At 40.6% G+C, this 20,169-nt stretch carries 20 protein-coding genes, 1 pseudogene and 1 other annotated feature; of the genes and pseudogenes, 6 read left to right on the forward strand and 15 right to left on the reverse strand.

The window, feature by feature from the left end:
* Positions 1 to 159: 159 nt before the first annotated feature.
* The 4 genes from M1D81_RS14160 to M1D81_RS14175 all read right to left on the reverse strand — a co-directional run bounded on the left by M1D81_RS14160 (position 160) and on the right by M1D81_RS14175 (position 5,158).
* Complete coding sequence (locus M1D81_RS14160) at positions 160 to 912, reverse strand: NAD-dependent epimerase/dehydratase family protein (protein ID WP_456266572.1); 753 nt, start codon at positions 910 to 912, stop codon at positions 160 to 162.
* Between the two features lie 46 nt (positions 913 to 958).
* On the reverse strand, positions 959 to 1,861 hold the full coding sequence (locus M1D81_RS14165; protein WP_456266571.1) for a dienelactone hydrolase family protein: 903 nt from the start codon (positions 1,859 to 1,861) through the stop codon (positions 959 to 961).
* A gap of 130 nt (positions 1,862 to 1,991) precedes the next feature.
* Entirely contained in the window at positions 1,992 to 4,406 is a 2,415-nt protein-coding gene (gene leuS, locus M1D81_RS14170) for a leucine--tRNA ligase (RefSeq protein ID WP_456266570.1), read from the reverse strand.
* A 97-nt stretch (positions 4,407 to 4,503) separates the two neighbouring features.
* Positions 4,504 to 4,725: a binding site (T-box leader), on the reverse strand.
* Between the two features lie 103 nt (positions 4,726 to 4,828).
* A complete protein-coding gene (locus tag M1D81_RS14175; RefSeq protein ID WP_456267108.1) occupies positions 4,829 to 5,158 on the reverse strand; it encodes a DUF4257 domain-containing protein in 330 nt (109 codons plus the stop codon).
* Between the two features lie 422 nt (positions 5,159 to 5,580).
* Here M1D81_RS14175 and M1D81_RS14180 point away from each other — a divergent pair, with 422 nt between their 5' ends.
* Together M1D81_RS14180 and M1D81_RS14185 are read left to right on the forward strand one after the other, a co-directional pair.
* A complete protein-coding gene (locus tag M1D81_RS14180) occupies positions 5,581 to 6,384 on the forward strand; it encodes a PAS domain-containing protein (protein WP_456266569.1) in 804 nt (267 codons plus the stop codon).
* Positions 6,385 to 6,670: 286 nt separating this feature from the next.
* Complete coding sequence (locus tag M1D81_RS14185) at positions 6,671 to 7,369, forward strand: sunset domain-containing protein (RefSeq protein ID WP_456266568.1); 699 nt, start codon at positions 6,671 to 6,673, stop codon at positions 7,367 to 7,369.
* Between the two features lie 63 nt (positions 7,370 to 7,432).
* On the opposite strand, the gene M1D81_RS14190 is transcribed toward M1D81_RS14185, so the two are convergent.
* The 6 genes from M1D81_RS14190 to M1D81_RS14215 are packed head-to-tail and all read right to left on the reverse strand — an operon-like array spanning position 7,433 to position 11,893.
* Entirely contained in the window at positions 7,433 to 8,743 is a 1,311-nt protein-coding gene (locus M1D81_RS14190) for an ABC transporter permease (RefSeq protein WP_144471454.1), read from the reverse strand.
* Positions 8,733 to 9,431: an ABC transporter ATP-binding protein gene (locus M1D81_RS14195; RefSeq protein ID WP_456266567.1), complete on the reverse strand. Its 699-nt coding sequence runs from the start codon at positions 9,429 to 9,431 to the stop codon at positions 8,733 to 8,735. Before M1D81_RS14195 ends, M1D81_RS14190 begins: the two co-directional genes overlap by 11 nt.
* Positions 9,432 to 9,452: 21 nt before the next feature.
* Positions 9,453 to 10,439 (reverse strand): ABC transporter permease subunit, encoded by a 987-nt coding sequence (locus M1D81_RS14200; protein ID WP_456266566.1) that lies wholly within the window; start codon positions 10,437 to 10,439, stop codon positions 9,453 to 9,455.
* Positions 10,433 to 11,311: an ATP-binding cassette domain-containing protein gene (locus tag M1D81_RS14205; protein ID WP_456266565.1), complete on the reverse strand. Its 879-nt coding sequence runs from the start codon at positions 11,309 to 11,311 to the stop codon at positions 10,433 to 10,435. Before M1D81_RS14205 ends, M1D81_RS14200 begins: the two co-directional genes overlap by 7 nt.
* Positions 11,304 to 11,696: a GntR family transcriptional regulator gene (locus tag M1D81_RS14210; RefSeq protein WP_456266564.1), complete on the reverse strand. Its 393-nt coding sequence runs from the start codon at positions 11,694 to 11,696 to the stop codon at positions 11,304 to 11,306. The genes M1D81_RS14205 and M1D81_RS14210 overlap by 8 nt, the downstream gene beginning before the upstream one ends.
* A gap of 17 nt (positions 11,697 to 11,713) precedes the next feature.
* Positions 11,714 to 11,893, reverse strand: a complete 180-nt coding sequence (locus tag M1D81_RS14215; protein ID WP_456266563.1) for a hypothetical protein — start codon at positions 11,891 to 11,893, stop codon at positions 11,714 to 11,716.
* A 193-nt stretch (positions 11,894 to 12,086) separates the two neighbouring features.
* Between M1D81_RS14215 and M1D81_RS14220 the strand changes: the two are divergent.
* Positions 12,087 to 13,056 (forward strand): annotated as a pseudogene (locus M1D81_RS14220) (IS1595 family transposase).
* Positions 13,057 to 13,091: 35 nt separating this feature from the next.
* On the opposite strand, the gene M1D81_RS14225 reads toward M1D81_RS14220, so the two are convergent.
* The gene (locus tag M1D81_RS14225) at positions 13,092 to 13,424 is read right to left on the reverse strand and encodes a hypothetical protein (protein WP_456266562.1); all 333 of its coding nucleotides are present in this window, start codon (positions 13,422 to 13,424) and stop codon (positions 13,092 to 13,094) included.
* Positions 13,425 to 13,575: 151 nt separating this feature from the next.
* Positions 13,576 to 13,851, reverse strand: coding sequence for a YtzC family protein (locus M1D81_RS14230; protein ID WP_024424902.1), 276 nt, complete (start codon positions 13,849 to 13,851; stop codon positions 13,576 to 13,578).
* A gap of 152 nt (positions 13,852 to 14,003) precedes the next feature.
* Between M1D81_RS14230 and M1D81_RS14235 the strand changes: the two genes are divergently transcribed.
* Both M1D81_RS14235 and M1D81_RS14240 read left to right on the forward strand, forming a co-directional pair.
* Positions 14,004 to 14,969, forward strand: a complete 966-nt coding sequence (locus M1D81_RS14235; protein ID WP_017358356.1) for a TIGR01212 family radical SAM protein — start codon at positions 14,004 to 14,006, stop codon at positions 14,967 to 14,969.
* Complete coding sequence (locus M1D81_RS14240) at positions 14,966 to 15,538, forward strand: class I SAM-dependent methyltransferase (RefSeq protein WP_456266561.1); 573 nt, start codon at positions 14,966 to 14,968, stop codon at positions 15,536 to 15,538. Before M1D81_RS14235 ends, M1D81_RS14240 begins: the two co-directional genes overlap by 4 nt.
* A gap of 28 nt (positions 15,539 to 15,566) precedes the next feature.
* Here M1D81_RS14240 and M1D81_RS14245 read toward each other — a convergent pair whose 3' ends face one another.
* On the reverse strand, positions 15,567 to 16,646 hold the full coding sequence (locus M1D81_RS14245) for a tetraprenyl-beta-curcumene synthase family protein (protein ID WP_456266559.1): 1,080 nt from the start codon (positions 16,644 to 16,646) through the stop codon (positions 15,567 to 15,569).
* 30 nt (positions 16,647 to 16,676) lie between these two features.
* Entirely contained in the window at positions 16,677 to 17,456 is a 780-nt protein-coding gene (locus M1D81_RS14250) for an alpha/beta hydrolase (protein WP_456266558.1), read from the reverse strand.
* A 45-nt stretch (positions 17,457 to 17,501) separates the two neighbouring features.
* Between M1D81_RS14250 and M1D81_RS14255 the strand changes: the two genes are divergently transcribed.
* On the forward strand, positions 17,502 to 18,017 hold the full coding sequence (locus M1D81_RS14255) for a gamma carbonic anhydrase (protein WP_024426216.1): 516 nt from the start codon (positions 17,502 to 17,504) through the stop codon (positions 18,015 to 18,017).
* Between the two features lie 142 nt (positions 18,018 to 18,159).
* On the opposite strand, the gene asnB is transcribed toward M1D81_RS14255, so the two are convergent.
* Positions 18,160 to 20,058 carry an asparagine synthase (glutamine-hydrolyzing) gene (gene asnB / locus M1D81_RS14260; protein WP_024426217.1) on the reverse strand — a complete coding sequence of 633 codons (1,899 nt, stop codon included), beginning with the start codon at positions 20,056 to 20,058 and terminating at the stop codon, positions 18,160 to 18,162.
* Between the last annotated feature and the right edge of the window lie 111 nt (positions 20,059 to 20,169).

Consider the following 20,169-nt stretch of genomic DNA (forward strand, 5'->3'; position numbering starts at 1 on the left):
AGCTGCAGCCTGTGACGATATCGTGATTAAAATGTAACAAACGGGGGAAGAAAGCGTCTATAATCATTTTGACAGACCAACTGGATAGATCATGTCAGCCGTGCTTTTATGCTCTTGAAACAAAAGAATAAGATCATTAGCTCATGACATGATTATGCCTTATGCTCGATCATTTTCTTCGAGGATTTCCGTCGTATTGACATCTGGTTCATAGCCTAACTCCTGCTTCGTTTTCTCAGTAGACCACGGCTTTTCTTCATTCTCTGATACAGCATAATAGGTCCCAAAGGGAATATCCGTTTCAATCGCTGCCTTTATCATACCTGTAAGATCCTCATGTGACAGCAGGGTTCTTTTTGTTCTTGGCTTTTTGTGTAATGCCTTCATCTCATCTGTGACAACTGTTCCAATTCTTAAATTGATGACAGACATTCCCGATTGATCGTGGAACAAACGTCCCAGCTGCTCGGAAGCAAACTTTAAAATACCATAAACATTTTTAGTCGCAGGCACATCGTCAGTTGTAATCTGCCGTCCAAGTAAGGAGCGTCCATCCTCTTCATAACGATCCGTCACATGGTTGCTGCTTGCAAAAATGACTTTTCGTATGCCATGCCGCGCGGCTGAACGAAACATATAATAGGTACTTCTCCAAAAAATATCAGTCATTTTTGCAAATTCTCCATGATCCATCACATCATGCGTCATGTCCATGTTTAGAAGATGCAAGATGACATCTGTATCCTGCGGAATTGCCTCATATACATTTTGTTCATTCGCTGCATCGGCTAAAATGACTCCTTCTACACAGCTCGTTAGATCAACAATCGTGACGCTGTACTCAGTAGAGAGCGATTTTGTTAAAAGACGTCCAATCACACCGCATCCTCCAATGATGGTGATTTTTTCCATATATCTTCTCCTTTCTTTTGACGTAGTATGTCCAAGCGTTTCTTGATTACAGCCACTTTTTCAAAAATCGTGTCGCCTCGTGACGCATAGCGGCTGTTTCAAAATGACCTGCATGAAGACGGGTAAGCTGATATCGTTCTTTCAATGAAGCAGCTTCATAGGTTTGACTCAATACTTTTTGAATTCTTCCAACGCCTTCAGCAGGCGTGAGCTGATCAAGTTTTCCAACCAAACTTAAATGCGGTCTTGGAAAAATCATTTCTTGAATGTCCGCTGCTGTAAAATGCTTCGCCAAGCTCGGTACATAGTAATAAAAGCCATGTCTGTCCAAATTGTTCGTTTCAATTAATGTATGATGGTCCACCTGTGCGCAAAGATCAATACATACACTGACCCTCTCATCAAGTGCAGCCGTCCACCAGGAAAGAAGACCGCCCATTGACATCCCAAAGACAGCTAACCGGTCCGCCAGCACATCAGGTCGAGACAGCAAATAATCAACCGCACACATACTTTCATACAGCATCATGCCCCACATCACTTTTCCTGTTAAAAGCATTTCCTTAAAAATTTCACTTTCTGTTCTTCCTCTTCTCTCACCAAACCCTGCATGATCAATGGCCAGTACACTATATCCTTTAGACGTAAACTCTTTTGCATATGAAGGCGCTTGCAAATAATGAGCACCTTTTAACAGCTCTTCCTTCCCATTCACGTAATCTCCGCCATGAGAATGCTGGAACAGCACAACGGGTCTTTTTTTCACCGTATCCTTCGGTTTCACGAAATAAGCGGGGACTTCCTCTACGCCATTTATGGAGAGAATGAGTGTTTCCACTACATATGATTCACGTTCCTCCATTTTTAACGTATAAGCCTCCACGCGATGACGTTCTGGCATTTCTCCTAACAGACTGAGCAGTTGTTCACGTTTGCTTTCCTTTTCCATTGACGTCACTCCTCATTTTCTTGATCACCTGTTAAAATACGAGACCGATGCGGGAATCACCTTGTTTTCGACAAAATTATGTCCCGGGAAATAAAGAACACCCACCGGTTCATACCGATGGGTGTCATCATTAGTTCGCAACAATATTGACAAGCTTCCCAGGAACTGCAATCACTTTACGAATGGTTTTCCCTTCAAGCTGTTCTTTTACACGTGCATCATTTTTCGCAAGCTCTTCTAACTGCTCCCTTGTTGCATCAGCAGGAACGGTTAATTTTGCTTTTACTTTACCGTTAAGCTGTACGACAATTTCTACTTCATCGTCGACAAGCTTTGACTCATCATATTGAGGCCATGCTTCATAAGAAATAGATCCTTCATGACCAAGTTTATTCCAAAGCTCTTCTGCTAAATGCGGTGCAATTGGAGAAAGAAGCTTTACAAAGCCTTCTGCATATTCTTTCGGCAGTGTATCCGCCTTATAGGCATCGTTGATAAACACCATTAATTGTGAAATTCCTGTATTGAAACGCAAGCCTTCATAATGATCCGTTACCTTCATAACTGTTTCATGATAGCTGCGTTCTAATGCGCCGCCAGATTGCTCTGTCACTTTATCACTGAGTGAACCATCTTCATTTGTAAAGAGACGCCATACACGATCAAGGAAACGACGAGCGCCATCAAGTCCTGTTTCAGACCAAGCAATTGATGCATCTAAAGGTCCCATGAACATTTCATAAAGTCGTAATGTATCCGCACCATGGGATTCTACGATATCATCTGGGTTGACCACATTTCCTTTTGATTTACTCATTTTTTCATTGTTTTCCCCAAGAATCATGCCTTGGTTAAATAATTTCATGAAAGGTTCTTTTGTTGGAACAACACCGATATCATACAAGAACTTATGCCAGAAGCGTGCATATAGAAGATGCAGTACAGCGTGTTCTGCTCCGCCGATATACACATCAACTGGAAGCCATTTCTTCAGCTTCTCAGGAGAGGCAAGCTCTTCTGTGTTATGAGGATCAATATAACGTAAGAAATACCAGCAGCTTCCTGCCCATTGCGGCATTGTATTCGTTTCGCGGCGGCCTTTTTTACCTGTAACAGGATCTACAACCTCCACCCAGTCTTTAATATTGGCTAATGGTGATTCACCTGTACCACTTGGCTTAATCTCAGATGTCTTAGGCAAGATCAGTGGAAGCTCTTCTTCTGAAACGGCTGAAGATGTTCCGTCCTCCCAATGAATGATTGGAATCGGCTCACCCCAGTAGCGCTGACGGCTGAACAGCCAGTCTCTTAAACGATATGTGACTTTCTTTTCACCTTTTTGATGTTCTTCAAGCCATGCAATCGCTTTTTCAATCGCTTCTTCTTTTCCTAAGCCATTTAAGAAATCAGAGTTAATGTGCTTTCCATCACCTGTGTAGGCTTCTTTTTCAATGTCTCCGCCTTCTACAACTTCTTTAATTGGAAGATCAAAGGTTTTGGCGAATTCATAGTCACGTTCATCATGGGCAGGAACCGCCATAATGGCTCCAGTTCCATAAGTCGCCAGCACGTAATCGGCAATCCAGATCGGCATCTTTTCACCATTTAAAGGATTGATGGCATACGCTCCTGTGAAAATACCTGTCTTCGTTTTAGCAAGATCTGTCCGCTCTAAATCACTCTTTGATTGAATCTCTTTGATATACGCTTTGACAGCTTCTTTTTGAGCATCTGATGTAATTTTTTCAACAAGTGCATGCTCTGGTGCAAGCACTGCATATGTTGCGCCAAATAGTGTATCAGGACGCGTTGTGAAAACCGTAAACTGTTCGTCATGTCCTTCTACTTCAAAATGAACGTGCGCTCCTTCAGAGCGTCCGATCCAGTTACGCTGCATATCTTTGATGCTTTCAGGCCAATCAATGTCCTCTAAATCTTCTAACAGCCTGTCCGCATATGCTGTAATCTTTAGCATCCACTGCTTCATAGGACGTCTTTCAACAGGATGGCCTCCGCGTTCACTTTTTCCATCAATGACTTCTTCATTTGCAAGCACTGTGCCAAGCGCTGGGCACCAGTTCACTGGTACTTCATCGATATAGGCCAATCCTTTTTCATACAATTTCAAGAAAATCCATTGTGTCCATTTGTAGTAATTCGGATCTGTCGTGTTGATTTCTCGATCCCAATCATACGAGAACCCTAGTGATTGAATTTGGCGGCGGAAGTTATTGATGTTCTCTTCTGTAAAGGCCGCCGGGTCATTTCCTGTATCAAGTGCATACTGTTCTGCCGGGAGACCAAATGCGTCCCACCCCATTGGATGAAGAACATCATATCCCTGCATACGCTTCATGCGTGATAGAATATCCGTTGCTGTATAGCCCTCAGGGTGCCCGACATGAAGCCCTGCTCCTGATGGATATGGAAACATATCAAGTGCATAAAACTTCGGTTTATCTTCCGAGTCAGATGTGGCGAATGTTTTATGTGTCAGCCAATAATCCTGCCACTTCTTTTCAATTTCCCGATGCTGAAAACTCAATGTGAAAACCTCCTTTAATATGTACGGCTTTATCTGCTTAGATGACCACTGCAAGAATTCAGATTTTTCTAAAATCAACAAAAAACCCTCATCCCTGGAAAGGGACGAGAGATTTTTTGGTTCCCGCGGTACCACCCTTGTTAGCGTAACATGCTGTTCGTACGCTCACTTAATATCTTTAACGCAGACATGCGACAGAAGCTTTAACGCAACTGCAACTCTGAGGCGAGTTCAGAAGCAGATTTGATTGACTTTCACCAGCCGTCAATTCTCTAAAGACAAATACTGCTTTCCTACTACTCCTCTTCACTGTTCTTATCGTAACCGTCATCTAAGTAGTATTTTATAGAATTATGATCATAAGTGCAAGCAGGTTTGTATACAATGGGAATGTACCCTAGACTAGGGTAAAGTAGAGGATATTATTCGTGTGGAGATCGGTTATGACGGTTGGAGTCTGCATCCTGTGAATGCTGTTCTCTCACAAAATCAAAGCTTCGCAGAACTGCTTCTCCTCCGTAACCTGAAATAATGGATAAGATGATCAAGTGCAGACTAGAATCGGGATTTGAGGATAAGACAAGCAGTGTAGCGGCAATCATCCCAACGAGCCAATCTTCAATAAACCCTAAGTAAATAAACTTTTTTGTCATTCTGGGCTTCTCTAGCCTGCCTTTTTTCTTTACGTGACCGAGAATGCCCATGACCCCTCCAATGGCACAAGCAATAATGACTTGTTGCAGCATTTTCATCACCTTCCTAAAGCCCTTAGAATAGTAAAGCGACTTCAGGCTGTCCAGCCCCCTGTAATGCCATTCTGCTGTTCCGTCATAATCCATGTAAAAGGTCTATTCTCTCTAACGAAGAAAAAAAGCTTGTTTCTTCCATTATATGTGAATGACCCAAAAACAATCTTGATGCATTGGAATCATTTTTACCTAATCCATATTAACTATTTTTGTCATTTTATGAATGATGAGTAATTGATTCCTTCTTTTTCTAATGAAAAGTCTCCTTACTTACTCTATTCTAATGGAGGACAAACTATGATGACAAATTTAACAAAGCGTTTGCAATCGTTGAAACAGAACATATGTTATGTTACGTTTAAAAGGATTCATTTGGTTGAAAAGACAACCATTTGATATGTCTTATAGCAGCAAAGGAGGGTAATATGGTCAGCTCGAACATTTTCGGCTTGCAAAAACAGCTTGAACTCATCAAAAAAGCGCTGGATCATGCGCGGATCGGTGTTGTCATTACAGACCCTTCCTTAGAGGATAACCCTATCGTTTATGTGAATCACGGCTTTACACAAATGACTGGATACAAACCAGATGAGATTCTTGGTCGTAATTGTCGATTCCTTCAAGGACAAGACACGGATCAAAAGCAGCTTGCTTTAATTCGCCACGGAATTCAAAACAAAACACCTATTACCACACAGCTAAAAAATTATAAAAAAGACGGCACTTTTTTTTGGAATGAACTCAATATAGATCCTCTATACATTGAACAAGATGACAAAACATTTTTCATTGGTTTTCAAAAGGATATTACGAAACAGAAAGAATATGAACAGCTCCTAGAAGATTCCTTACAGGAAGTCACCTCTCTTTCGACGCCAATCGTCCCAATCAAAAATGGTGTATCTGTTCTTCCGCTTATCGGAAAATTATCTGAAGAACGCTTTGATGCCATTGTCGCTAAGTTAACCTGTATATTAGATGATTCAAAGGATGATTATTTAATTGTCGACCTTTCTGGTTTAATCGAGGTCGATGATTCCGTCGCAGCACGTATTTTCAAACTGCATCATCTTCTCAATCTAACTGGAACCGAACTGATTATCACTGGGATTAAGCCGCAGCTTGCGCTGAAAATGAAAGACCTCGATACAGATTTCCAGAATACGATCACTTATTTGACAGTAAAAGAAGCCATAAAAGGATTAGCATTAGCTGAAAACCCTGTGTAAACAGGGTTTTTCAGATTGTTGACAAAGGGCTAAAATGATCTTTATTTTAGCCCTTTGTCTTCTTTTCAGCGTGATAGAAAACCTTTGCAGTCTAGGAAGGACGAGTACTGGCGCGGAGCGAATTTGATATTCGTGAGCACCAGCACGCAGGACTGACAAAGAATGCGAGGGTTTGTCTACACGCTGGAAAACCCTGTGTAAACAGGGTTTGTTTAATTGAACCGCTCCCCAAAATGGAAAAATGAGGTATGATAGGTGTAAATAGCAATTTAGGGGGCTGTTAGATATGTTGTTACTCATCATAGGTCTTTTATGTGTTTGTTTTGCCATCGGATATGCCGTCAATTTCTTCTTACTCAAACACAAGAACGAGCTGATTTTTTCAAAGAAACTTTTTTATCCTTTTTTGATCATTGGTCTCTTCTTTTCCATTATGTCATTACCGCTTACTGCTGGAAATGCACCAAAGGCACAAGCCGATCCATCTTCCGAACAGCTGTTAAAGGATCAAAAGGAACTCTCATCTGACATTTCGCGCTTAAAAGCTGATAAAGAGTCGCTTACCTCCTCTTTAGAAGACGCGGAGAAGGAAAAAGAAAAGCTGGAAAAAAAGCTGGAAACCATCACCTCGGAAAAAGAAACGGTCAAACAGCAAGAAAAGACCATTCAATCGCTTGAAGAGAAAATAGACAAGCTTACCTCCAGCAATAAAACACTCAAACAAGAAAACAAGAATAGCAGCAGCGATACGAAGTCTTCCACCGTCCAGCGCTCCGCACCTAAAGGTGAAGGAAAAAGCACAGGCGGTCATGAATCACAAAAGGAAACAAAAAAAGAATCGGCTGCCTGTAACATTAAAGGAAGTGTCAATGGCATTTACCACACACCAAGCAGCAGATACTACTCTAGAACAAAGAATGTAACCAAAATGTTCTGCTCAGTAGAAGAAGCAGAGCGTGCCGGATACAGGGCACCTAAGCAATAGCGGTGTGTATTTAAGATAAAAAAGAACCTCCTGAGCGCCCAATGGTTTTCAGGAGGTTCTTTTTTAGATTTCTCTTCTTAAAGCTGCTAATACATTCGTTTTTGTTGCCTTACGTGCCGGGTTAAGCCCTGAGATGATCGCTACCCCTGCGCTGATCACTGTCGCTGTAATGACAAGGCTGAGTGGAATATAGGAAAAAGTAATCGAGAATTGATCGCTTGATCCTCCCTCAGACATGGACGACAAAATGGCTGGGATGATCAAATTAACGGCGAAACTAATCAAATATGAGATGATAATACCGATGATTGATCCGATTACTCCAATATAAGCACTTTCCATTAGGAACATTCGCTTGATAATGGATGGATTCGCGCCAATGGCTTTCATAATCCCAATCTCTTGTGTTCGCTCTGTTACCGCCATGGTCATCGTATTGAAAATTCCTATGGCAGAAATAATGACTGCAATACATCCGACAAAAATGAGTCCAATTTTGAAGACCGTAAAGAACATATCCATTCCTTCAAGCTGGTTCGTCACAGAGATGACTTGATAGCCCTCATCTGTCAGTTTATTCGTGAGTGCACCGACATTGTCGAATTTATCTGCATAAACAGAAGTCATTTTCTCGACATTTCCTGCTTCAGGAGACAGGTCGAGTATTTGACCAAATTCTTTTTCATAAGCATTCGGAATCAGAATTTTATGATCCTCCTGCCACTCCAAATTCGGCTTTTTCAAAACACCTACTACGCGGAAATCAAATGTTTTTTCTTTGACGACTTCCCCTTCTTCATTTAGTTTTGGCACTTTGATTTGAATCACTTTATTTAAAATATCCTTCGTGTAGCCTTTTGGCTCCTTCGGTGTTTCTTCCCCATTTGACGTCTGGTTTAATTCTTTTTCATAGGCTTCGCGTTCTTTTTTTGTCCACAGTTGCTGCGCCATATGGTACCCGACCACAATTTCGTTCGCTGATGTTGGGACTTTTCCTCGGTCTAGTTCAAGCCCTGCTTCTTTTTCTTCTTTCATATCGGTCAAAGCAGCCTGTGTTTCACTTGAACGGTTATCGAGCTCGACGTTAACCGATGGATTGATCGCCGTTCTTGAGACAACAGATTTCACATGATCATATTTCTTTAAATCATCAATCTTGACGTCTCCTTTTTCTTTTCCTAACACTTTAATTTCTGTGATGATTTGCTGCTTCATGATTTCATCTTGAGCTGATTTTTGCAAACCAAAACCAACAGACGCTAGTACGATTAAGAAAGAACATGCCATTGTTGTCGCAAGAATGGTCATAAACACACGCAATCTATTTTTCTTCATATTTCTTCTAATGAATTTGACCTGATCTCTAAATTTCAATGGATTGTTCCCCTTTCTTTAATACACCATCGTGAAGCTGGAACGTTGTGTCTGCGATTGAAGCGACTTCATCGTCATGTGTAATGATGACAAATGTAATTCCTTTTTCACGATTGAGCTGCTGGATAAAGGCTAGAATTTCTCCTTCCGTTTCTGAATCCAGACTCCCTGTTGGTTCATCCGCTAAAATAATTGATGGATTTAAAATCAAGGCTCTTGCAATACTCACACGCTGCTGCTGTCCGCCTGACAGTTCATTCGGGTAATGTCCTGCATGATGTTCGAGTCCTACTCGTTTCAGCATTTCTTTTACTTTCACTTTTCGTTCAGACGGCTTCACACCTTTTAAAGTGAGTGGAAGTTCAACATTCTCATACGTTGTTAAGCTCCCGATCAACTGAAAGCTTTGAAAAATAAAGCCAAAGTGATCTAAGCGAAAGTCTGCCCATTCTTTTTCATTAAAGCCGGTCACATCAGTTCCATCAATGACAATTTTTCCGCTCGTTGGCGTAATATAGCCTGATATTAAGTTCAATAAAGTCGATTTCCCCGAACCACTTCGTCCAACAATACAAGCAATGTCGCCTCTTTTGATGGAGAGGTCAATCCCTTTCAGCACAGGAATTTCATTTTCCCTGCCTTTTTTACCAATTTTAAACTCGTGATCTAATGCTTGAATCTGAATCATCTCTACTCCCCTGCTCTCTGTTTATCTTTTTCGATAGATTAAGAAATAACTCGTTAATGCGCCTACGACTCCACCGATGAGCATACCAACGATATAACCAAATATGGAATTATCTGAAGAAAAACCAAACCATCCAAATCCTAGAACACCGAAGACAATGACCATAATCTGAATAGGTCTATCCATACTTGAGTAAAGGAAGAAGCGGCCATTTCTTTCAATTGGATGTTTTATAAAGCTAAACAAACCAATTAGGTAAAATATGACCATCATGACAAGTGGAATGATGAATTCTTCACCATTGAACCAGTGTCGATATTCTTGTTGATAAATGTCATTTGTAATATAAGTAATTGGTGAAATAGGCGATATCAAATAATTGAAGCTCGTATCTATCCACCTCTCACTTGTTCTAAAGATAAAATCTAAATGAACGATCGGAAGTCCAATTAACAAAAATGGGAGAATGGACGTACTGAATCCAACGATTGCTTGGGATATAGCACTTCCTGTTAATGTACCTGCTGCAAAAAATAAACTGTAGATCATCAAAGCTGACAACAGTGCATAAAAATAACGACTGTTTAACTCAGGTGTTTCTATTGGCTGAAGGCCTAATTTGAGTAAATAAATGATAAGATATGAGACAACATGAACGCTTGCGATGATGCCAGCACCTAAGAAAAATTTGGAGTGAAAGATGGTACTTCTGCTAAATGGCAAGGATAATGTAAAGTCCATCTGCCCTTTATTTCTCTCAAACCCTAGCTGAATCACAGCGAAATATATTCCCATTACCCATGAAAGTGAGAGAAATGCATCCTTCTTGAACATATAGGTGAATGTTGTTGTATCCATTATACAGTCTGGATTTTTCAAACAATCTTGAAAGGTTGAGTAATCCATTAAGAGGGATAATGGCGTCGCAAACACCGCAACAAGCATCACTAAAATGAATGTCAGCTCATATTGCTTCCACTCCTTATATAATAATTGCCGCTTTACCATCTGCGTTTCCCTCCAAACTTCGCAATGAATACTTCTTCTAAATTCACAGGCAGTTCATGCCATACTTTTGGCTTCAGTGACTTCAAGTACTCTTTAGCTTCTTCGTCGGTTTTTAGAACAAGCGCTGTATAGAAAACGCCCGCTTGATCCAAAATCGCAACACTATTTTTTCGAATACTTAAGTTCATATCTTCTTCAAAGACCATTTGGATTTTGACATAGTCATTTTTTAATTCATCTAAATCCATGACACTTGTGAGTTCATTTCCTTCTAAAAATCCGATTCGATTACACATACGCTCAATATCCTCTAAACGGTGAGATGTAATTAAAATCGTTGTTTCACGTTCTGCCACTTCGTCGATCATGAGCTGAAGAACATCATTTCTTGTGACGGCATCAATTCCATCAGTCGGCTCATCTAATAAAATGACCGCTGGTTTGATGGCAAAGCTTAAAATTAATGACAGCTGTTTCTTTAACCCTGTCGACAATTCACGATATTTTACTTTTTCCGGAATTTCATACCGGTTCACAAGTTCATTGGCATAAGTCACGTCAAACCTCGGATAAATATGCTTTAACAGCTGGACAAGCTGTCCGTAATTGTATCTGTCAAAGTATGGATTCACGACTGGCATAAACACAATATTTTGCTTCACTAAAGGGTGGTCTTTCACCAGCACATCTTTAAAATAAATCTCTCCTTCATCGGGAAGAAGAATCTGCTGAATCAATCGGAGAAGCGTTGTTTTCCCAGAGCCATTCCGGCCAAGGAGACCGAAAATCTCGCCTTCGCCTATTTTGAAGGATACGTTGCTGAGTACTTCGCGTCCATTTAATTTCTTCGATACATTTCTGACCTCAATCAACTTGTTTTCCTCCTTTGAGACTTGAGCCGATCTCTTCCAGCCATTCCTTGAGTTGATGAATATTAATACCGGCATAATGAGCTTCTATGATGAGTTGTCTTAACTGTTCTTTCATCTGGAGCACCTTCCCTTCATTCAGCTTTAACTGAGCACCTTCTGTTACATACGTACCGCGGCCTCGCAGAGTTTCAATAATCCCTTCCCGCTCAAGCTCTTTATACGCTTTACTGACAGTGTTTGGGTTGGCAATAATAATGGTGGCGAGCTCTCTGACAGAGGGCAGTTTGTCACCTGGCTTCATCACGCCTTTTAAACATAAAATTTTGAGCTGCTCAATGATTTGTTCATATATTGGCGCAGCGCTTCTAGGATCTATTTGGATCATGATGGCTCCCTCTTTCCTCATTCATGCTTTTGCAGTCCTATCGCTTGTTCATGTCCTTGCATTAAAGGAAACGAATTGGGTATCAAATCTTTTTGAACTTCAAAACCAATGAAAACGAGAACGAAAAAAAATGTACATGCTAACGCAACAGCCAGAACCATCCACTTTAAATTGATTGGCTTTTTTTCTTTTTTCATGGTTGAACACCTTTCTCCACTTTTTAAGTGTCTGTAGTGTATTAGTTGATGTAGTACACTTAATACAATATAGACACTTAATTGAAAAGTCAAGAGACTCTAGAAAAAATTAGGCTGTTTTCGTAAAGATTGTTGCTTTCTTGATTATACTGTTAAAAGGTTGTTACAATGGGCATTCGAGAGGCGTTTAAGTATATGGGAAAATGTTTATGAAGAGTTCAGCGATTTAACCAAATCAGAACAATTAGCCTTGTTTAACGCAATGAAACAAGACTTGTTTCCAGACGAACCAGATAAAATTACGAAACTACTTAAAAGCATTCGTGAAGCCAAATTTGCTTCTGGTTTAGGGTGAGTTCATTGCGGTAGTACATCATCCGTTAAACGGAACGGGAAATATCGCTCAAGACAACGCTATCTGTGTAACGATTGTGGAAGATCCTTCAATGATATGACCAACACATCATTCTCAGGCTCTCGTTATCCAGAAAAATGGGTAAAATACATTGAACTAATGGTTGAGGGTTATAAAGGCTTTAAAAAACACATTTCCACCGCATTTTATTGGAGACATAAAATCTTGAACGCATCAGGCAGTTTCGGATTTAATCAACTTTAAGGTATCGTTGAAAATGATGAAACTTTCTTTCGTGAGTCTATGAAGGGGCGAGAAATCACCCATAGAAAAGCCAAAAAGCGTGAAGAAAAGGACGAAAAGTGAGGTATTTCTAACCTTAAAATCTGTTGTCGTAGCACAAGACCGTAATGGAAGTGTAATTGCTCGTAAGGCAGGAACAGGTCGTGTTAAAGCAGAAGGGTGAGTATATTCACCCTTCTGCTTTGCTATGCACTGATACAGCAACAAATTATAAAAAGTTCGCCAAGTAACACGATTACAACACGAAACAGTCAATGAGCGTCAAAAACAGCGTGTAAGAAGGGGGTTTACCACATTCAACACGTTAATAACTTCCATAATCACCTATAAATGGATGGAGCGTTCCCAAGGAGTTGCAACAAAATATTTGGACAACTACCTCTACTGGTTCCGATGGCTTGATAAGGAAAAGAATTTAGCATTTGAAAAATGAGTAGAGCAAATGCTTGTTTTAGCGTGTCAAATATCTAATTATAGTACAGTTGAGATGTTGAGAAGTGCATAATAAAAGACCCCGAATATTAAGGTCTCTACAAGGTTTTAATTAGATACTATTACTTGGTTTTTGGACTTGCTTTTGAACAGGATTAGCACCCACCATACTAATAAAAATATATAGCCTATAACTGTAAAGATAGACCAAACTTCACCCTGTTGCAATTGACGAAATAAGTGTTCAAATTCATTCATTCCTTCTACTCTACCAATGCTATTTATCAGGCTAATAATCGGAATTGTAACAGTAAATACAATGGTTAGAATGGACAATCCCCTATGTTTATTTTTCACAACACTGAATATTGCAGTTCCTAATGTTGCTAAGAAAAACACGTAATATAATGCCCAAAACCAATTAGGAAGAGTCTCCAACATTTTTTCTACCCCCTTGATTAAAGATATTTGCAATTTCTTTATAGAACATATTTTAACAGAATAAAACCAATTACAAATAGATATCCAAAACAACAATCTTTGCGAAAACATCCAAAAAATAAAACAGACCCTTAAAAGAAGGATCTGTTCATCATTCATTATCGTAAGAAATCCCTAAAATCATTTGGTTTTGCAAGCTCTGAATTTGAACACGCGCCCTGTCTAACCGTTCTCTTTGCTGGTCATTGGCGACATCTTTTAATTTTTCTAATTCGTTGACTGTATTCTCAAGCATGAGCTGTGCTTTTGAAAATTCTTCCTCATTATAATGTTCCTGTCGTGAGCTCAAATCAAATTGTTCATTTGCAAACTCAAGGGTTTCCGTACTTTTTTGGATAAATTCATCGATCGACTGCCTTGTTGCCATCTTACATTCCCTCCATTTCATTATCGCTCCCGCCTATTTTGCCCATGTAACGCTTTTTCACTAAAGAAAATGTTGGACAGATTCAATTGTCCTCCTTCGTGATTTTTGTTAAACTTTAAGGATGCCTATTATTATGCAAGGAGGTTACTGACTTGGATCAGCATAACCCTTTTTTATATTCAAACAGCGAAAAACGTTATCACACATGGAACTACCATTTGCGTGAACACTTTGGCCATAAAGTATTTAAAGTAGCCTTAGACGGCGGCTTTGACTGCCCAAACCGTGATGGTACTGTAGCCCACGGCGGCTGTACATTTTGCAGTGCCGCTGGATCTGGTGATTTTGCAGGAAACCGGGCTGATGATCTCATCACTCAATTTAACGAAATCAAAGACCGGATGCATACAAAATGGAAAGACGGAAAATACATGGCGTATTTCCAGGCGTATACAAACACACATGCACCGCTTCCTGTCCTAAAAGAAAAATATGAAACCGTCATGAATCTGGATGGTGTCGTAGGTCTATCCATTGCAACAAGACCTGACTGTCTGCCGGATGACGTAGTGGAGTATTTAGCCGAATTAAACGAACGCACTTACCTGTGGGTAGAGCTTGGTCTTCAAACGGTACACGAACGGACAGCTATGCTCATCAACCGTGCTCATGATTATGAATGCTACGTTGAAGGTGTAGAAAAACTGAGAAAACACGGAATTCGTGTCTGCTCACATATCATCAATGGATTGCCTCTTGAAAACCGGGACATGATGATGGAAACAGCAAAAGCTGTTGCGGATTTAGATGTGCAGGGAATTAAAATTCATTTGCTTCACCTTTTAAAAGGGACTCCAATGGTCAAGCAATATGAAAAAGGAAAGCTTGAGTTTTTAAGCCAAGAGGAATATGTGCAGCTTGTTTGTGATCAGCTGGAGATTCTGCCGCCAGAAATGATTATTCATCGTATTACAGGTGACGGTCCTATTGAATTAATGGTTGGTCCAATGTGGAGTGTAAACAAGTGGGAAGTCCTCAATGCCATTAATGCTGAGCTTGAAAGACGTAACAGCTACCAAGGGAAACGTTTCGTCAGATTGGAAGAAGCAGCCAAATGATTTTGAAACGCATGCTTCCTTTTAGTAAAGAGCTGTTAGAACTCGCTTGTCAAAAAGGCGACATCGTTATAGATGCAACAATGGGCAACGGCCACGATACACTCTATTTAGCTGACCTTGTAGGAACTGATGGACAAGTGTTTGCATTCGACGTCCAAGAGGAAGCCTTGCAGCAGACAAGCAAAAGGCTTGGCGGTCAATATTCTTACGTTCACCTCATCCATGATGGACATGAAAAACTGGCGGATCATCTTCCGAAGTATGCTTATGGACAAATAGCCGGTGCAGTGTTTAACCTTGGGTATCTGCCCGGAGGCGATAAAGCCGTCACCACTCAGGCTCATACAACCATTGAAGCCATCAAGCAGCTCCTGGAATGGCTCAAACCCGGAGGTCTGATCGTCCTTGTGATCTACCACGGACATCCTGAAGGTAAAAGGGAAAAAGAAGTGCTTCTCGACTACTGCAGATCACTGCCTCATGAAGAGGTACAAGTTTTATCATATCAATACATGAATATTCAAAACGACCCGCCGTTTGTGGTCGCCATTGAAAAAAAGCTAAAATGATGTGCATTTTAGCTTTTTTTCTTCTTTTTTATGATGATTTCATCCAAGGCATTTTCTGATAGGTTCGATAGGCTCTTCCGTTAATATAGAAAAAGAACGATGTTTTCCCGCTTGATTTGATCAGCCGCTTTGCCAGCTTGTTCATCTCTTTTTGGGCTGTCACTTTTTCATCGGACAAATAGACCGCCAGTAACCCTCTGTTAATCAATTTGTGAAAGTTTTCATGCGGAATGCCTTTCAGCTGCTCATCCGCTTTTTCGATAAAATGCTGAAGTCTATCCATCATCTCATGATGAGAATTATAGTATGAGCAAAAGTTTAGATCTCCCCCAAGCCGGTCCTCTTCTTGGTCTATTAAATAATCGAGTAAAATGTGCAGACCTTGAATATAAGGGAAATAGCTTTCGTAAATTTGCTTCGCCTGCTTTTCTGTAAAATCAGGCTGCAGCGCATACGCCACAAGACAGAATATTCCTAACGTTGATCCCGCACAAGCTGAAAACTCATACCATTCCATCTTCGGCAAATCTTTTTCATATTGGCGGAACCATGACTCTAGCCGTGGTACACGCTCATGAGGGACGACGTGCTTATGTACTTGCAGGTCACTATAGTAATCACACAGCGTGTGTAAATATGGCTGAATGATCGGATAATGCCGAACGCGGGTAAGCACGTCTTGACATGTGCGGACAAGCGCATGTAAATATCCATGATCCTCTTGTTCATCACGGAATTGATAGTATGGCTTGAGCTCAGCATGAATATCAAGCGCATCTCTCATCGCTTGATGCAGCATATGAAAATCCTTAGGATCAAGCGACGTGCTGCGGTCACATAGGTTATCTAAGTAATCACTGATGGTTTGGTACGCCACTATGAATTCAATACACGTTTCTTTCTCTTCACCTGCTAGAAGAGATAAAATACCTCCGCCTTCACAGTGAAACGTTTTACTGGATATGCTCGCTAGTGCCTGCGTTCTCAGTTCTTCATTTTCAATCATTTCTGCATGAGCCCGCCACTTTTTCAGCTCCTGATGAACAAGCGGAAAAATATCTTTATACACCTTTGTCATCAGTGCAAAAGGACGCTCTGGTACTGACAAATCACTCCACCCCCAACTTAAAGCTCACAATCAAATATATTGATCTGTAAAGGCTCTCGCCGCCTTAAACACTTCTTCTCTTTCTGGTTCATTAAAAATTTCGTGATACAGCTCTTCCCATTCACGGTATGATTTATTGGTTGATTCTATGCCATTGAACCATTTGATCACCCTCGTTTTATCGACGATCTTATCATCTCCCGCCTGCATTAAAAGGAGCGGGATCGATTTAAAGACATTCGTCGGCTGCATCGCCGCATCGATATTTTTGATCAGCTCTCGATACCAGCGAACCGACACCTTTGTCACGTAAAGAGAATCATTTGAGTCTGCCTCAATCACTGCCTGATTTCGTGTGGCTAATTCAATCGTCAGACCTGACTCCACTTTAAAAGACGGTGCCAGCACATTTAGACCTTTTGACGCAAAATCCATCAGCTTCTTCGGTTTAAATTGCAGACCTAAACAAGGTGATGATAAAATAAGGCCATTCAACTTCGTATGGGTATACTGCTTCATCCACTCAATTGAAATGAGTCCACCCATACTGTGGCCGAGTAAAAAAGTAGGAAGCCTGAATGATTTCGCATGTTCGATCCATTCATCCACTGTATCAATGTATTCTTGAAACGAACGAATGTGGCCTCGCGCACGTGTCGATGTGCCTTGTCCAGGCAAGTCACCCATGACGACGTGATAGCCTGCATTCCGCCACATTTCAATCAGCCATTTATATCGGCCGTGATATTCACTCGCACCATGTACAATGACAATTGTACCAACTGGTCTTTCAGCATGCCAAGTCCACAAAGTAAACACCTCACAAATGTTGTATTAAGAAAGGAAGTCGAAAAAGTGATTTATCCATATCATCAGTTTACACCTGAGATTCATGAATCAGTCTTTGTCGCAGATAACGCCACCATTACCGGTGATGTCACAATTGGAGAATATTCGAGCGTGTGGTTTCAAACCGTCATCAGAGGCGATGTTGCCCCTGTGAGAATTGGAAAGAACGTCAACATTCAAGATTTATCGTGCCTGCATCAAAGTCCTGGAAAAACACTTCTTATTGAAGATGGTGCTACCATTGGACACCAAGTCACATTACATAGCTCAATCATTCGAAAAAATGCCCTCATTGGCATGGGGTCTATCATTCTCGATGGTGCGGAGATTGGCGAAGGCGCCTTTATCGGTGCAGGAAGTCTTGTCCCTCAAGGAAAGGTCATCCCAAAAGGATCACTCGCTTTTGGCCGTCCAGCCAAAGTCGTTCGGCTGTTAACAGATGAAGATATCCAAGACATGGACCGAATCCGCAGAGAATATGTAGAAAAAGGACAATACTATCGTTCCCTTTTATCTCGTTAACATCATACGTGTATCTTCACTTTATCATGTTTTTTTCAGGATATTAAGCAATAACTATGAACCGCTTGTTATTTTACCCTTTTCCATCCCTTTCTATCATGACAAAAAAGGTTTTCAGCACAAAGCTGAAAACCTTTTTTCATTAACTGAAGATGACTTCTTTCGGTTGATGATTCAATTGCTCTGGATCAATACTGCGCTCGACATAAATGCTGTGCCAAATCATAAAGATCAGGACAGTCCAAATCTTACGGCTATGATCTGCTTTACCAGCACAATGTTCATTTAATAAATCAAGCACATACGCTTTGTTAATATATTCGTCAGTTTGACTGTTTTTAATGATGTCTTTCGCCCAAGCGTTCATCTCATTTTTCAGCCAATGACGAATTGGAACAGGGAAGCCCAGCTTCTTGCGGTTTAACACATGGTCAGGCACAATGCCTTCTGCTGCTTTACGCAATAAATATTTCGTTGTGCCATCTTTTGTTTTCAGCTCTTCTGGAATTTTAGAAGCTGCTTCAAATACGACCTTATCAAGGAAAGGAACACGAAGCTCAAGAGAATTCGCCATTGTCATCTTATCTGCTTTCAGTAAGATGTCCCCGCGCATCCACGTATGAATATCAACATATTGCATTTTGTTAATATCACTGTAGCCTGCACTTTCCTCGAAGTATGTCTTCGTCACATCACGATACGTAATGTTCGGATCATACTGCTTTAAGAGGTTTTTCTTTACTGGCTCTTCAAAGATTTTCGCATTACCGATATAACGTTCCTCTAATGGTGTACAGCCGCGGACGATAAAGCTTTTTCCTTTCATTCCTTCTGGCATTAAGCGCGCCAGACGAAGAAGAAGCTTTTTCAGCATAGATGGTACAGATTCAAATGGTTTAAGAGAAAGCGGCTCACGGTAAATATTATATCCACCGAACAGCTCGTCTGCTCCCTCACCAGAAAGAACAACCGTCACTTGTTTCTTCGCTTCCTTTGCCACGAAGTACAATGGAATCGCCGCCGGATCAGCTAAAGGATCATCTAAATGCCAAACAATTTTCGGAAGCTCATTCATATATTCCTCAGGAGAAATCACCGCGCTGAAGTTTTGTAAGCCAAGCTTATCAGCCGTTTCCTTCGCTACATCAACTTCACTAAAGCCATCCTGCTGGAAGCCAACAGAAAACGTCTTCAGCTCAGGATGAAATTCCTTTGCGACAGATACGATGAAAGAAGAATCGATACCACCTGATAGGAATGAACCAACAGGTACATCACTTCTCATATGAATTTTCACAGAATCATAGATTGCATCGCGGACTTCTTCAATCAGCTTTTGTTCTTGTGTTTGCTCAGGCTTGAATTGAACCTTCCAGTAAGTCTTAAATTCAATCTCCTGTCCTGGGCGTAAAGTAAACTGATGACCTGGCTCTACTTTGTGAACCTTTTGATCAAGTGTATTTGGCTCAGGTACGAACTGGAATGACATATATTGCTGTAAGGATGTCTCATCAAATAAAATGTTCTCGTTCACTGCCATCAAGCTTTTGCGTTCAGACGCAAAGTACACTTGCTCATCCATTTGTGTAAAATAAAGCGGTTTGATGCCAAAAGGATCTCTTGCGCCATATAATAATTGCGCTTCTTTATCCCAAATTAAAAATGCAAACATGCCGCGAAGCTTTGAAGCCGCTTCTTCTTTATAATGACGGTATGTGGCAAGAAGTACTTCCGTATCAGAATCTGTGCTGAACGTATAGCCTTTTTTCACAAGCTCTTCCTTCAGCTCCACATAGTTATAAATTTCTCCGTTGAAAATAATCCAATACTTTTCATCTTCATAAGAAAGCGGCTGCTTTCCGTGCTCAACATCTATAATACTTAAACGTCTAAATCCAAATCCTACATGCTCATCATGAAAGTAACCCTCATCATCCGGACCACGATGAACGATGAGACGATTCATTTGTTTAATTAGCTCTTCCTGTTCAGTAGTTTCGGACAATGGACGGTGATTAAATACACCAACAAACCCACACATATTATTGCCTCCACGTTATGTTATTTCTTAAAAGTAGACCTATAATTAGACAGTATTTTGTCCGATTTTGTTTCACATTTTTTCGCTTTTTGCAGATTTTTTTTTAATCAA

Source organism: Bacillus sp. JZ105 (assembly GCF_053903125.1).